Consider the following 13,301-nt stretch of genomic DNA (forward strand, 5'->3'; position numbering starts at 1 on the left):
TAAAAGTACATCAAAGATCTGCTAGAAAAACAAAAAAAGGGAGGATTCAATTATGAAAAAAGCTGTCATTGTAGAAAACAAAGGTTGTGCAACATGCTCAATCGGAGCCGCTTGTTTAGTGGACGGCCCTATCCCTGATTTTGAAATTGCCGGTGCAACAGGTCTATTCGGTCTCTGGGGATAAGGTTCTCCGGAAAAGGGCATAGTAAATTACTATGCCCTTTTTAACTAAAATACAAAATTTAACTAAAATCTACATCTTGGTTATACATACACAATGATTTTTACATTTGAATCATATGTATAGGGGATGGTATTTTGTTTATAGAGCAGATGTTTCCATTTATTAATGAAAGTGTAAGAGTCCACCAGTTGCCTGAGGGCGGTGTGCTGGAAATTGACTACTTGCGTGATAACGTCTCGATCTCTGATTTTGAATACTTAGATCTCAACAAAACGGCTTACGAGCTTTGTATGCTGATGGACGGTCAAAAAACGGCTGAACAGATTTTAGAAGAGCAATGCGCAAAATATGATGAGTCGCCGGAAGACCATAAGGACTGGTATTATGACATGCTCAGCATGCTTTTGAATAAGCAGGTCATTCAGCTTGAAAACCGGGCACGCTTTCACAAAATCGCCACCAGCGGAAGCAATGAATTTCCAATGCCGCTGCATGCCACATTTGAGCTGACACACCGCTGCAATTTAAAGTGCGCTCACTGCTATTTAGAAAGCTCGCCGGAAGCGCTCGGCACCGTATCCATTGATCAATTTAAGAAAACAGCTGATATGCTGTATGACAACGGCGTTTTAACGTGTGAAATCACAGGCGGCGAAATTTTCGTTCATCCGAACGCCAATGAGATTCTTGAATATGTGTTAAAGAAATTCAAAAAGGTCGCCGTCTTAACCAACGGAACGCTGATGCGAAAAGAAAGCCTGGAGATGTTAAAAGCCTATAAGCAAAAAATCATCGTTGGCATATCACTGGATAGCGTACAGTCCGACGTGCATGATTCATTTAGAGGGAGAAAAGGCTCTTTTGCCCAAACCTGTAAAACGATAAAATTGTTGAGTGATCATGGTATTTTTGTCAGAGTCGCCATGTCGGTTTTCGAAAAAAACATGTGGGAAATCCACGACATGGCCCAAAAGGTGCGCGATCTCGGTGCGAAAGCGTTCTCTTACAATTGGGTTGATGATTTCGGAAGAGGCAGAGATATTGTCCATCCGACGAAAGATGCCGAACAGCACCGCAAATTTATGGAGTATGAGCAAAATGTCATTGATGAATTTAAAGATTTGATCCCGATCATTCCGTATGAAAGAAAACGCGCGGCGAACTGCGGCGCCGGCTGGAAATCGATTGTGATCAGCCCATTCGGAGAAGTACGCCCGTGCGCGCTCTTCCCGAAGGAATTTTCATTGGGAAATATATTTCATGATTCATATGAAAGCATCTTTGACTCCCCTCTTGTCCATAAACTGTGGAAAGCGCAGGCGCCGCGGTTCAGCGAGCATTGCATGAAAGACAAATGCCCGTTCAGCGGCTATTGCGGAGGCTGTTACTTAAAAGGGCTGAACTCCAACAAATACCACAGAAAAAACATCTGCTCCTGGGCCAAAAATGAACAATTAGAAGATGTGGTCCAGCTTATTTAGGAGGGAAACAATTTGTCACCAGCACAAAGAAAAATTCTACTGTATATCCTTTCAATTATTTTTGTCATCGGCGCGGTCGTCTACTTCGTAAAAAGCGATTATGTGTTTACGCTGATTTCTATCGCCATCGCCATTATTTTCGGTATGCGCGCGCGGAAGGCTGACTCGCGATGAGCATTTTGGATATACACGATGTATCCGTATGGTACGAGCAAGACAACGTTATCTTAGAAAACGTAGATTTACATTTAGAAAAAGGCGCCGTTTACGGACTGCTCGGGGTAAACGGCGCCGGAAAAACAACGCTGATCAATACGCTGACTGGGGTTAACCGCAATTTCAGCGGACACTTTACGCTGTGCGGCATTGAAGCGAATGCCGGCATGCCGCAGAAAACATCAGATGAGCTGAAGATCCGCCGCTACTTCGCTGCCGATTATCCGCTTCTTTTTACAGAAATTACGGCGAAGGACTATGTTTCTTTCGTTCATTCTCTGTATCAGAAAGATTTCTCAGAGCAGCAGTTTAACAGTTTGGCAGAGGAATTTCACTTTTCCCAATACACAAACCGGAGAATTTCCGAGCTGTCCCTCGGCAACAGGCAAAAGGTTGTGTTGATGACTGGGCTATTGCTCGGGGCTCCCCTGTTTATTTTGGATGAGCCGCTTGTCGGCTTGGATGTGGAGTCAATAGAGGTCTTCTATCAGAAAATGAAAGAGTATTGCAAGGCAGGCGGAACGATTTTGTTTTCTTCCCATCTGCTCGATGTGGTGCAGAGATTTTGTGATTATGCGGCCATCCTTCATCACAAACAGATCCGGAAGGTCATTCCGATTGGAGAGGAGACTGATCTTCGGCGTGAATTTTTTGAGGTGATTGGCCATGAATAACCTGTTTCCGATTCTGTCATTGCTGTTCAAGCAGCTTTACGGCCGCCAAGGAAAAAAAGACGCCATTCGTATCACCGCAGGGCTTGCCGTTCTGGCCTTGTTTGAAATCGGGCTGATTCGCCAGGCAGGCATTGATGAATCAACTTTAGGAAAAACATACATCACACTCGCGCTTCTGTTTATGAATGCGTACATGGTATTTCTCTCTGTTGCATCCCAATGGAAGGAATCCTACATGAAGCTGAGCTGTCTGTTGCCGATCTCTTCCCGGAGCTTCTGGCTCGCTCAGAGTGTGGTTTTGTTTGTTGATACTTGCTTGAGAAGGACGCTCTTCTTTTTCATCTTACCGCTGTTCTTATTCGGAAACGGAACGCTGTCAGGAGCACAAACCCTGTATTGGCTCGGCAGATTTTCGTTTTTTACTGTCTATTCAATTATTTTCGGCGTTTTGTTAAGCAATCTCTTCGTTAAAAAAAGGAGAACGGCACTCCTGCTGCATGCGGCGGTATTCACCTGCGTGTGCTTCAGTGCGGCTTTGATGCCTGCCGTGACGATCCCGCTATGTACGATTCACATGCTCTGGGCTATTGCGATTGACTTCCCTTCATTTTTGCAGGCGCCTCAGCAGCAGAGCAAGATGCATTCTTTTATGCGGACATCAGAATTTTCGTTTTATAAAAGAGAATGGAACCGGTTTATTTCCTCTAAAGCGATGCTGTTAAATTATATTGTGATGGGGGCATTCAGCGGCTTCTTTTCGTTTCAGATGATGAACACCGGCATTGCCGATCAGCATGTCGTCTATATCGTGATTAGCGCTCTCCTGCTGATCTGCTCACCGATTGCTTTATTGTATTCTCTTGAAAAAAATGACCGGATGCTGCTGATTACGCTTCCGATTAAACGCAGAACGATGCTTTGGGCGAAATATCGCTTTTATGCCGGTTTATTGGCCGGCGGGTTTATTTTGATTGCCATGATAATGGGCTTGATCAGCGGCCGGCCGATTTCACTTTTGACTTTTTTGCAGTGTATGGAATTGCTGCTGGCGGGGGCTTATATTCGGTTAATTTCAGATGAAAAAAAGCCGTCCTTCAGCTGGCAGACGGAGCAGCAGCTCTGGAGCGGTTTCTCTAAATACCGTTCCTATGTATTTTGTATTCCTCTTTTTTTAGCAACTTTAACAGGCACTGTTATTTCCTTGGCAGTCATTCCGATTGCCGGGCTGATCATTGTCTATTTACTGCAAAAACAGGATGGTGGTTTCTTTGATACAAGCGGAAAAAGAGAACGGCTTGGAAGTTAACCTGCTGACGACTGATCAATTTTCAACCATCTCGATCGCCGCGAGCTTTCTGAAGCCGATCGAAAGCGCGGCGGAACCAGAGGAGGAAGCAATCTATTTTTACGGCGCGGCTGCACACCAGAAGCAAAATATCATCGACACCTTCGGCTATGCCGCCGGCCGCCGCTTCATGTATTCAGCAAATCTCTTTTTTGACCAGCAGCTGAAAACGTACGGGACCCGCATGATTCACCCGTTATATGGTGAGGGGTTTCAAACAGATACCGTTCTGAACACTTTTGTTGACATGTCCTCTTTTCCGGTTTCTCTTTCTGCCAGCGCAGCGGAAAAGGCAAAAGCCGAACTGCTGCTGAAAATGGAAAAGAAATTCGCTGACCCGTTCTCCTATTCAGCAGCCCGTCTGGCGGAGGAAGCCTTTGGAAACCCGATGTACGGCACTGCTATGTTTGGCCGAAAAGAAAAGCTAATGGCTGTGCATCCTAAACGTTTTCTGGATGCGTCGGAATTTATCGCTGATTTATTTTCTCAGCAGAAACAGCTGAACATATTAGGAAATATACAGTCATGTGATGTTCAGGGACATGCTTCTAAGGCGTCCGCCGTGTCTGCTGTAAGAAAACCTGTGAATCAGCATATTTTTGAAACAGAGACACGCAGCACAGCGGGACCGTCCGTTATGACACTTGGCTTTGACTGCGGAGACATGAAAGATGTCCGCGATTATTTAGCCATCCAGCTGATAGACGGATTGCTCGGCAAGTACGGCCATTCCGCTTTATTTCGGCATTTTCGCGAAAAAGATTTGGCTGTTTACCATGTGATCACCCGCTATGACATCATGAGCAATATGCTGCTTGTTTCCCTATGCACCGACCAGATTTATGAAAACGAGATTCCTCCAAGAATATTGGAAGCTGTATCAGGTTTTCACACGGATGAACCCGAATTAAACAAGGCAAAGCAATTTTTAATCAATGAAATCCTGCTGCAATTTGATTCTCCTGAAGGGCTCTTAGCCTATATGGGAATCCTGCGCCGTTTCTCTTGCAAAAAAGAAGACTTGCTGTACAGCATCTCAGCGGTCACTTGCCTTGATTTGCTGCAATTCATCAAGAAACTTACATATATCGGAGCTCATGTAGTAAGGGGATGAGAGATATGGAAAAGGAAGCCTTTTTTCAACAGCTGGATGAACGAACCGATATCAGATACGCAGACAACGGAATGAAAATATTTAGGTTACAATTCCCCCGCGCCCATTTAAGACTGTGCAATGTCAAAACCGGCTTTGGAAGCCGGGATGTCCGCTTACAGTCAGAAACCGGCGGCAGGCTGCTGCCATATGGCACAGCGCACTTTTTAGAACACCTCCTCTTTTGGCATAACGGCCGCAATCTGTATAGTGATTTTTTTGAACACGGAGCGCTGTTGAATGCATTCACTACTTACACTGATACAAATTTCATGTTTACCTCATTGCCGGATCGGCTTAGACAAACCATTCCAATCCTGCTTGACGCTTTATGGAACCACTCGTTTGATGAGCAGATCATTGCTCAGGAAAAAGCCGTGATTACAAGTGAAATAGAAACGGCGCTTCTTAACCACCAGCTTCATTACCATTATCAGCTAATCCAGATGCTGTCTCCTGCCTCACCAGCCGCAGTCTTCCCCGCGGGCAGAAAAAAAGACATTGAGGCTCTAACGGTCTGTGATCTGCAGGAAGCCTATGCGGCCGCCTACCAGCCCCATCAGATGACGCTATTTCTGATCGGCGGCACAGAAGATGCGGAAACTCTTTTGCCTTCTCAGCTCAGGCTGGAAAATCGCTCTGGCAGCCGCTCTGACAGAAAAATCATTCCTGCATGCCCTCCCCTCTCACAAAAAGTCGTAAAGGGTGATGAGGAGCAGCCGGAAGACACTTGGACCGGAATACAAATCGGGGCGCTCCCAGGAGAAAACGGACTTTTGACATTGAAGCTGTACTGGGACATTGCCTCTCGCATCCTGTTTCACATGGAATCGCCGTTTTTTCAAGAGATCCGGCAAACGTACCGCTTGAATATCCAAAGCCTATCAGCGGATGTTCACTTATCAGAGGATGGCGGCTTTTTGATCCTTCACAGTAAAGGGGCACATTCTTCTGCATACATTGATGTAGCATCTTACTATATCACGCAGCAGAAAAACCGTACCGAAGCCTGGCTTGAATACGGCAAGGATTCTTTCGTCAACGCGATCATCTATGACAGTGATTACGTCCGTAAATGCTTTGAATGGGCGGCAGAGTGTGAACAGTATGATTGCTCGTTTCTCGGCCTTTACCGCACCATTCAGCAGATGAATTCTCATGATTTTTTGGCTCTCATTGAAGCAATGGTTTCTTCTAACAAAGCAGTCATTCATGTGCCTCAGAAAGAAGTGATGACACAATGAAAAAAAGCACTGTCTTTACTGTGTTATTGCTGTTTGCGGCTATGGCGGCTTATTCCTTCGGCTGGTTTCACTCAGGCGCCGAAGCTGCGGGCCGATATGTACAGCTGGTCAAAAATGATGCCGCCCGCCTTGGGCTGTTGGCTTGTGCCGCTTCAGTACTGATGCTGCCCGCCTATCTGTATCTTCACTACGTCACGCAATCTGTCAAAAACATGACAGCAGCTTTTCAGAAACTCACACAGTCTCATCAAAGCTGCTGTGACTTTCAGCATCGCAAGCTGTGCAGCCGTTATGCCGGCGATGTAAAATTGCTGCGCGACAGCTATAGGGGCATCCGACAATCATATGTGATGGCTGCTGTATTATATCAGGTCATCGTTTTCGGCTGCATGTTCGAAATCGTTAAAGCCGTTCCCTTCAGCTTTCACACGCCCCCTGCCGTTACAATGGGGCTAGCAGTGTTACTAATTTTGTACTTATTGTTTTATATGAGAACGTACTTGCTGCAGCTATTCCAGCATGGCAGCCTGTTCAGAAAAGTGCTTGTGGGTGTGCTGACAGGAGCCGGGATATGGTGGATGTTCAGTTTTACTATAAGTGAACTGCTGTTTCTGATCATCTTAGCTGCCATCCAGCAGATCGGATCTTTTATTTATAAACAATTCTCTTATCGCAGATCCGCTTCTCTCGACCTGTGAAGTAAGCTACATCGCAATCGCAGACGGACCCGCGCCAACCGGAATGACCGTCACGGCTGTATAATCACTCGTGCGGTACACGGTCACTGCATTGTCGCCGGGCTGTGCCGCGTAAATGTATTGATTGTCGGGTGTGACTGTTAAATCAAAGGCATTAGGAAATGATACGTTTGCAATGATACTTTGTGTAGCGGTATCAACGACATGTAAATTGTCAATGAGAAACGGTTCACTATAAGTCTCTAAAAAGTAAGCTCTAGTGCTATCCGCAGAAAATACAATCGTCCTCAGGGTGTCAAATAGGCGGTCAAAGTCGCCTCCCCTGCTTAATGGTGACAAACTGATTTCTGTTACATTTTTCGGCCACAGTTCATTATTCATCACGTAAGCAAAATTACCAGCGTAAGGGGTTTGAATTAAGCTTGGATATTCAAATGTATTAATAATACTTGCTACCAACTGGCCTGTATTCACATCATATTGATCAACCGACCATCCACTCGTATTGGCGATATAGACAAACTGTCCATTTGGATCTAGGGCAAAATCTGAGGCACCAGGTACTGGGAAGACATTAATCACCGTTTGGAAAGCCATGTTAATTATATAAATAGAGCCAGCGGCCATCACATACGCGAACTCGTCTGTTGCATCAAATTCAATCTTTCTAGGCCCTCCTCCAACAGTAATGGTATTTATAATCGTTAGTGTGTTGTTATCAATTACTGAGACAAGGTTTGTATTCCCATGAAGGACGTACGTGTATGCTTTATCAAAAGTAACGCCTAAATTAGTCGGGACAGCAGAAAATGGAATCGTTTTTACAACAGTGTTTAATTCTGCATCAATAACTGAAACCGTGCTGTCTCCAGTATTGGCAGTAAACACGTAAGAACGTTTCTCCTGCTCCGGCACTAGAATGATTGTTCCCGTTACGGTCAGTGGATTTCCGTAAAAAGGTGGAACAATCACTATATTTTCTACTGTGACTTGGCTCAGATCCGGACAGTCCTCTGCCTGTCCGGAATAATAAACAATTTGATCAAGTTCCGCTGTATGAACCTCTGAGATTGCTGCCTCTCCCTGTCCATATTCATTTCGTACGGGTTCAACACTAACCAATAATTCAATCGTACCTTGAAGGCGAATGCCATAAACAACCCCTGCCTCGGTTATACAAGGTTCACTGATACATGCAAGATTATCAGTATTCCACGTCACATTCCCAACTGCCTCAGCCGGATCAACAGTAAAACCTAGCGGCACTTCAATAGGAACTTGAAATGGTGCTTCACGGCTATCTTCTTCATCACAAAAACAGAAACAATTTTCCTGTAAAGCAGAAAGGTCATTCTTTTTCATGATTTCACATCCCTTTTAGAAAGGCACAATATACAATTGGTTAAATCGCAATGTCACTCGGTGAAACGCCAAGCGATATGACAGTTTCCACAGAATAGTCATCCGTGTTGTAAACAATGATGCTTTGCTCTATAAAACGAGTTGCATACAGAAATTCGCCATTCGGGGTAAACGCAAAATCTCTTGCCGATTGCGGAAGATTTCCTATTACGCCTGCACCACTTGGACTGACGGAATATAGATTGTGAGTGAAACCATCAAACAAATACAATCCTGAACCGCTCTTAAACATTTGATACTCACCCTCATACTCCAGCTCTTGGGTGCTACTGATCGTAAACGTATCTAAATCAATAATCGTCAAATAATTTAAGAAGTGATCTTGTTCTAATACATAGGCATACCGCTCCGGCGGCTTTGTTTCTATAGAATTGACAATAAGCTCTCGTTCAATCGTTCCTGTAACGTCACCGGTAGATAAATCCACTTTTTGCACTAAACCAAAATCAAGAACATAGGCGAACAAACCATTAGGATCAATTGCAATATCATACCCTTCAACAGGAATAGACCTTTCTACAGTTGAAGTTTCTATTCTGATCACATAAATGGCATTACCGGCGAGAACATAAGCGAAATCGTGCTCAGGCCCAAATTTAATTGTTTCAGGCGGCTGATCTAGCAGTATGGATGCAGTAACAGTCAATGTGTCATAATCGATGACAGAAATCATATTATTGTTAAAATGCAAGACAAACACAGAGCTTTTATCCGGGGTCATCTCAATACCTGTCGGCTCGTACGGAAGAGCAATCGTTGTCACCACGGTATGAGTATTGGTATCAATCACAGAAACCGACTGATCATCTGGATTCGCTGTAAACGCATAAACAGGCTCCGGTCCCGGTACAAGCACAATCGTTCCCGTCACCGATAAAGGACTGCCGTAAAATGGCGGGACGACAACAAGGTTCTCGATCGTAATGTCACTGACATCCGGACAATCATCCGGTTCATCAGAATAATAGACAACTTGATCGATCTCTACATTGTGAATGACAGAAATAGCCCCCTCCCCTTGTCCATATTGATTTCGCACAGGTGAGACACTGACAAGAAGCGTGACGGTTCCCTGCAGGCGGACTGCAAATTGAACACCGACCTCATCAGGCTCAGGCCCCGTTTGAATTAAACAGCGTTCACTGACACAAGAAAGGCTGTCTGCATTCCACGTGACATTCGCTACCGCTTCAGCCGGATCAACAACAAACCCCTCGGGCACTTCTATCGGCGCTTGAAACATGGCTTCACGGCTGACTTCTTCCTCACAAAAACACAAACAATCTTGTGTAGCTTCTGCTTTTTCTTTAAAGGAAAGCTGGTTTTTCCTCATTTCATCACTTCCTTTTCAACATACACTGCTCACGCAGATACAACAGAATATGGAAGGTGAATGTGTTTGCTTGTACAAACAGCCGAGGGTAAAAGCTGTTTTTGAAGAAATTCCGGCTACCATGCGGTGTAACGAAAAAAAAATTGCGGTTTTTTTGCGCTTTTGATCTGAATGAAAATGATAAAATATGACATATATAGAATGGTGAAGGGAGGAATTTTCAAAGGTGACAAGTGTCATATCTTCTTCTTCCGTGGGAGAAAAGATTAATGAATGGTACATGTACATACGCCGATTCAGCATACCGGATGCGGAATACTTACGAAGAGAAATCAAACAAGAGCTGGCCCAAATAGAAGAAGACCAGGATCTTCATTTGTATTATTCACTGATGGAATTCCGGCACAATCTGATGCTTGAGTATCTTGAACCGTTAGAAAAAATGCGGATAGAGGAACAGCCGCGACTGTCCGATTTGCTGCTTGAAATTGATAAAAAACAGGCTCGTTTAACCGGAGTCCTTGATTATTACTTTAATTTTTTCAGGGGCATGTACGAACTGGACCAGCGGGAGTACTTGTCTGCTATTAAATTTTTCAAAAAAGCCGAAAGCAAGCTGATTTTTGTAAAGGATCGAATAGAAAAAGCTGAGTTTTTCTTTAAAATGTCTGAATCTTACTACTATATGAAACAAACGTATTTTTCCATGGACTATGCACGGCAGGCATATGAAATATACAAAGAGCACACGGCATATAATATTAGATTGCTTCAATGCCATTCTTTGTTTGCTACCAACTTCTTAGATCTCAAGCAATATGAGGACGCCATATCACATTTCAAAAAAGCTTATACAATGGCTGAATCCGAAAAACAGCCCCAATTAATGGGAAGAACGCTGTACAACATTGGGCTTTGCAAAAACAGCCAAGAACAGTATGAGTCAGCAATCACATATTTCAAAAGAGCCATATCCGTTTTTGAAGAAGCTAACATACTTCCTTCTCTGCCCCAAGCTTATTTTTTGATTACACAAATTCATTATAAATTAGGAAAAATGGATAAAGCTCATGAATATCATAGTAAAGGAATTGCTTATTCTAAAGAGGCCGGAGATATCATTTACTTATCAGAGTTTGAATTTTTGAAATCTTTATACTTATCTGGCCCGGATGAAGAGGCAATTCAAACATTCTTCGATTTTCTCGAAAGTAAAATGATGTATGCTGATCTTGAAGATTTTGCGCTTGATGTGGCAAAATATTATCATGGACGTGAAAATTTCCAAAAAGCTTCCGCGTATTTTCTGAAGGTGGAACAAGTAAGACAGCTTATTCAAGGAGGAGTGAAATTGTATGAAATTGAAGTCTAAAATATTACTCTCTTGTCTGGCCCTAAGCACAGTGTTTGTCGCAACAAGTATTGCAACTGCACCTGCACATCAAATGGAAGTTGCTCAGCGAGGAATGATTTAAGATAAACCGCCTTCATCGGCGGTTTTTTTGTCCCCTCTTTCCAGTTTCCCCATCCATGCTGTCTTGACCCTTGAAGAAGATGTTTGCAAAGCACGGGAACAAAAAACATCCAGACAAGAGTCTGGATGTTTCTCTTATTTCACAAACCCAAGCAGCATTTCACGGATGATTTTGCTGGCTGTGTTTGACGTTTGTTCTGAGTGGTCGTACACTGGTGCGACTTCCACTAAGTCAGCGCCCTTCACATTTACTTCTGAGCGCGCGATTTCATGGACCGATGCAAGCAGTTCTTTAGACGTGATGCCGCCGGCGTCAACAGTTCCTGTTCCCGGTGCGTGTGCAGGGTCTAATACATCAATGTCGATTGTGACATATACCGGACGGCCTGCCAGCTTCGGAAGTACCTCTTTCAGCGGTTCAAGCACTTCAAACTTAGAGATGTGCATGCCGTTTTCCTTTGCCCATTCGAACTCTTCTTTCATGCCGGAACGAATTCCGAATGAATACACATTTTGCGGTCCGATCAATTCTGCCGCTTTGCGGATCGGCGTGGAGTGAGAAAGCGGTTCTCCCTCATAATCAACGCGAAGATCTGTATGTGCGTCAAAATGGATAATCGCCAGGTCTGGGTATTTCTTGTACATCGCTTTAATGACAGGCCATGACACGAGGTGCTCCCCGCCCATGCCCATTGGGAATTTCCCTTTTTCTAAAATGCTGTCCACATATTCTTCAATCATATCAAGACTTTTTTGCGGGTTGCCGAATGGCAGCGGAATGTCGCCGGCGTCAAAGAAGTTCAGGTCCGCCAGATCACGGTCCAGATACGGGCTGTATTCTTCAAGGCCGATTGACACTTCGCGGATTCTTCCCGGGCCGAAGCGTGATCCCGGACGATAGCTCACTGTCCAATCCATCGGCATGCCATAAAGGATGGCGTCCGCCTCTTCCCACTCTGGACGGCTCGCGATAAATACTTTTCCTGAATAAGCTTCATCAAATCTCATCTATAAAACCCTCGCTTTCCTGTAAAAAAGCGCAAGATTCGCTCCTGCGCCATACATTCATTATTTAATCAGGTCACTCACAAATTTCGGCAGAACAAACGCCGCTTTATGAAGATCTTTTGTGTAATATTTCGTGTCAATGTCAAAGAAACGGCTGTCTTCCACTGCAAGCGGATCATATTTTTTCGAACCGATTGTAAATGTCCACAAACCGCTTGGGTATGTCGGAATGTTCGCCGTATACAGCTTCGTAATCGGGAAGATTTCCTTCACGTCACGCTGTACATTTGTGATTAATTCCGGTGTGAACCATGGGTTGTCCGTCTGAGCGACGAAAATGCCGTCTTCTTTCAGCGCCTTCGCGATTCCGGCATAGAACCCTTTTGTAAACAGGTTAACAGCAGGTCCGACTGGTTCAGTTGAATCTACCATAATGACGTCATATTGATTTTCAGATTTCGCAATGTGCATAAATCCGTCATCCACTTGCACGTCAACACGCGGATCGTCAAGTTTTCCTGCAATAGAAGGAAGAAACTTTTTAGAGTATTCGATGACCTTGCCGTCAATATCAACAAGTGTCGCTTTTTTCACGCTCGGATGCTTCAGAATCTCTCTGATGACGCCGCCGTCACCGCCGCCGACAACCAGCACATGCTCAGGATTCGGGTGCGTAAACAATGGCACATGCGCCACCATTTCGTGATAAACGAATTCGTCTTTTTCTGACGTCATGACCATACCGTCCAAAAACAGCATGTTGCCGAACTCTTCTGTTTCCACCATTTCTAAATGCTGAAACTCAGTTTGTTCTGTATGTAATGTTTGATTAACCTTCAATGTAATGCCAAAGTTTTTCGTCTGCTTCTCTGTGTACCAAAGTTCGCTCAATTGTCATCTCCCTTTCAAGGCTGTATTTCATTTATTGTAAGCGTCTTTTCAGCTTTTATTCCCGGTTGAAATCGCATTTTCACCTAAGGAAAAAGTATAGAGGATGGCGGGGAAAAAGTAAAGATGCGTCCTGTATGCGATGTTTAAAAACAATCTTTTTTTCTCATAATAGTAGAAA

The 13,301-nt window shown here is 44.2% G+C and carries 14 protein-coding genes; 10 read left to right on the forward strand and 4 right to left on the reverse strand.

Annotated elements, in window-relative coordinates; translation table 11 throughout:
* The first annotated feature begins 52 nt into the window (after nucleotides 1-52).
* From sboA to NSU16_RS18670, 8 genes are all read left to right on the forward strand, one after another.
* Entirely contained in the window at nucleotides 53-184 is a 132-nt protein-coding gene (gene sboA, locus NSU16_RS18635; protein WP_003222002.1) for a subtilosin A, read from the forward strand.
* Nucleotides 185-318: 134 nt separating this feature from the next.
* Nucleotides 319-1,665 (forward strand): subtilosin maturase AlbA, encoded by a 1,347-nt coding sequence (gene albA / locus NSU16_RS18640; RefSeq protein WP_268446847.1) that lies wholly within the window; start codon nucleotides 319-321, stop codon nucleotides 1,663-1,665.
* A 12-nt stretch (nucleotides 1,666-1,677) separates the two neighbouring features.
* Complete coding sequence (gene albB, locus NSU16_RS18645) at nucleotides 1,678-1,839, forward strand: antilisterial bacteriocin subtilosin biosynthesis protein AlbB (RefSeq protein WP_010332279.1); 162 nt, start codon at nucleotides 1,678-1,680, stop codon at nucleotides 1,837-1,839.
* Entirely contained in the window at nucleotides 1,836-2,555 is a 720-nt protein-coding gene (locus NSU16_RS18650) for an ABC transporter ATP-binding protein (RefSeq protein ID WP_010332280.1), read from the forward strand. The genes albB and NSU16_RS18650 overlap by 4 nt, the downstream gene beginning before the upstream one ends.
* Nucleotides 2,548-3,861 (forward strand): bacteriocin biosynthesis protein AlbD, encoded by a 1,314-nt coding sequence (locus tag NSU16_RS18655; protein WP_339191704.1) that lies wholly within the window; start codon nucleotides 2,548-2,550, stop codon nucleotides 3,859-3,861. Before NSU16_RS18650 ends, NSU16_RS18655 begins: the two co-directional genes overlap by 8 nt.
* Nucleotides 3,851-5,014 carry an insulinase family protein gene (locus NSU16_RS18660; protein WP_339192724.1) on the forward strand — a complete coding sequence of 388 codons (1,164 nt, stop codon included), beginning with the start codon at nucleotides 3,851-3,853 and terminating at the stop codon, nucleotides 5,012-5,014. The genes NSU16_RS18655 and NSU16_RS18660 overlap by 11 nt, the downstream gene beginning before the upstream one ends.
* A gap of 5 nt (nucleotides 5,015-5,019) precedes the next feature.
* A complete protein-coding gene (locus NSU16_RS18665; protein WP_339191705.1) occupies nucleotides 5,020-6,297 on the forward strand; it encodes a pitrilysin family protein in 1,278 nt (425 codons plus the stop codon).
* Nucleotides 6,294-6,995, forward strand: a complete 702-nt coding sequence (locus tag NSU16_RS18670) for a bacteriocin biosynthesis protein AlbG (protein WP_339191706.1) — start codon at nucleotides 6,294-6,296, stop codon at nucleotides 6,993-6,995. The genes NSU16_RS18665 and NSU16_RS18670 overlap by 4 nt, the downstream gene beginning before the upstream one ends.
* 6 nt (nucleotides 6,996-7,001) lie before the next feature.
* On the opposite strand, the gene NSU16_RS18675 is transcribed toward NSU16_RS18670, so the two are convergent.
* Both NSU16_RS18675 and NSU16_RS18680 read right to left on the reverse strand, forming a co-directional pair.
* On the reverse strand, nucleotides 7,002-8,357 hold the full coding sequence (locus tag NSU16_RS18675; RefSeq protein WP_339178732.1) for a YncE family protein: 1,356 nt from the start codon (nucleotides 8,355-8,357) through the stop codon (nucleotides 7,002-7,004).
* 40 nt (nucleotides 8,358-8,397) lie between these two features.
* Nucleotides 8,398-9,750, reverse strand: a complete 1,353-nt coding sequence (locus tag NSU16_RS18680; protein WP_339191707.1) for a YncE family protein — start codon at nucleotides 9,748-9,750, stop codon at nucleotides 8,398-8,400.
* Nucleotides 9,751-9,976: 226 nt separating this feature from the next.
* On the opposite strand from NSU16_RS18680, the gene NSU16_RS18685 reads away from it, so the two are divergent.
* Together NSU16_RS18685 and NSU16_RS18690 are read left to right on the forward strand one after the other, a co-directional pair.
* The gene (locus tag NSU16_RS18685) at nucleotides 9,977-11,122 is read left to right on the forward strand and encodes a tetratricopeptide repeat protein (protein WP_010332288.1); all 1,146 of its coding nucleotides are present in this window, start codon (nucleotides 9,977-9,979) and stop codon (nucleotides 11,120-11,122) included.
* Nucleotides 11,106-11,225, forward strand: a complete 120-nt coding sequence (locus NSU16_RS18690) for a PhrC/PhrF family phosphatase-inhibitory pheromone (RefSeq protein ID WP_010332289.1) — start codon at nucleotides 11,106-11,108, stop codon at nucleotides 11,223-11,225. The genes NSU16_RS18685 and NSU16_RS18690 overlap by 17 nt, the downstream gene beginning before the upstream one ends.
* A gap of 134 nt (nucleotides 11,226-11,359) precedes the next feature.
* Here NSU16_RS18690 and speB read toward each other — a convergent pair whose 3' ends face one another.
* Together speB and speE are read right to left on the reverse strand one after the other, a co-directional pair.
* Complete coding sequence (gene speB / locus NSU16_RS18695; RefSeq protein WP_339191708.1) at nucleotides 11,360-12,232, reverse strand: agmatinase; 873 nt, start codon at nucleotides 12,230-12,232, stop codon at nucleotides 11,360-11,362.
* A 60-nt stretch (nucleotides 12,233-12,292) separates the two neighbouring features.
* Nucleotides 12,293-13,123, reverse strand: a complete 831-nt coding sequence (speE, locus tag NSU16_RS18700) for a spermidine synthase (RefSeq protein ID WP_168749008.1) — start codon at nucleotides 13,121-13,123, stop codon at nucleotides 12,293-12,295.
* Nucleotides 13,124-13,301: the final 178 nt, after the last annotated feature.

Origin of the sequence: Bacillus sp. FSL K6-1003 (genome assembly GCF_037964945.1) — a bacterium.
Classification (GTDB): Bacteria; Bacillota; Bacilli; order Bacillales; family Bacillaceae; genus Bacillus; species Bacillus mojavensis.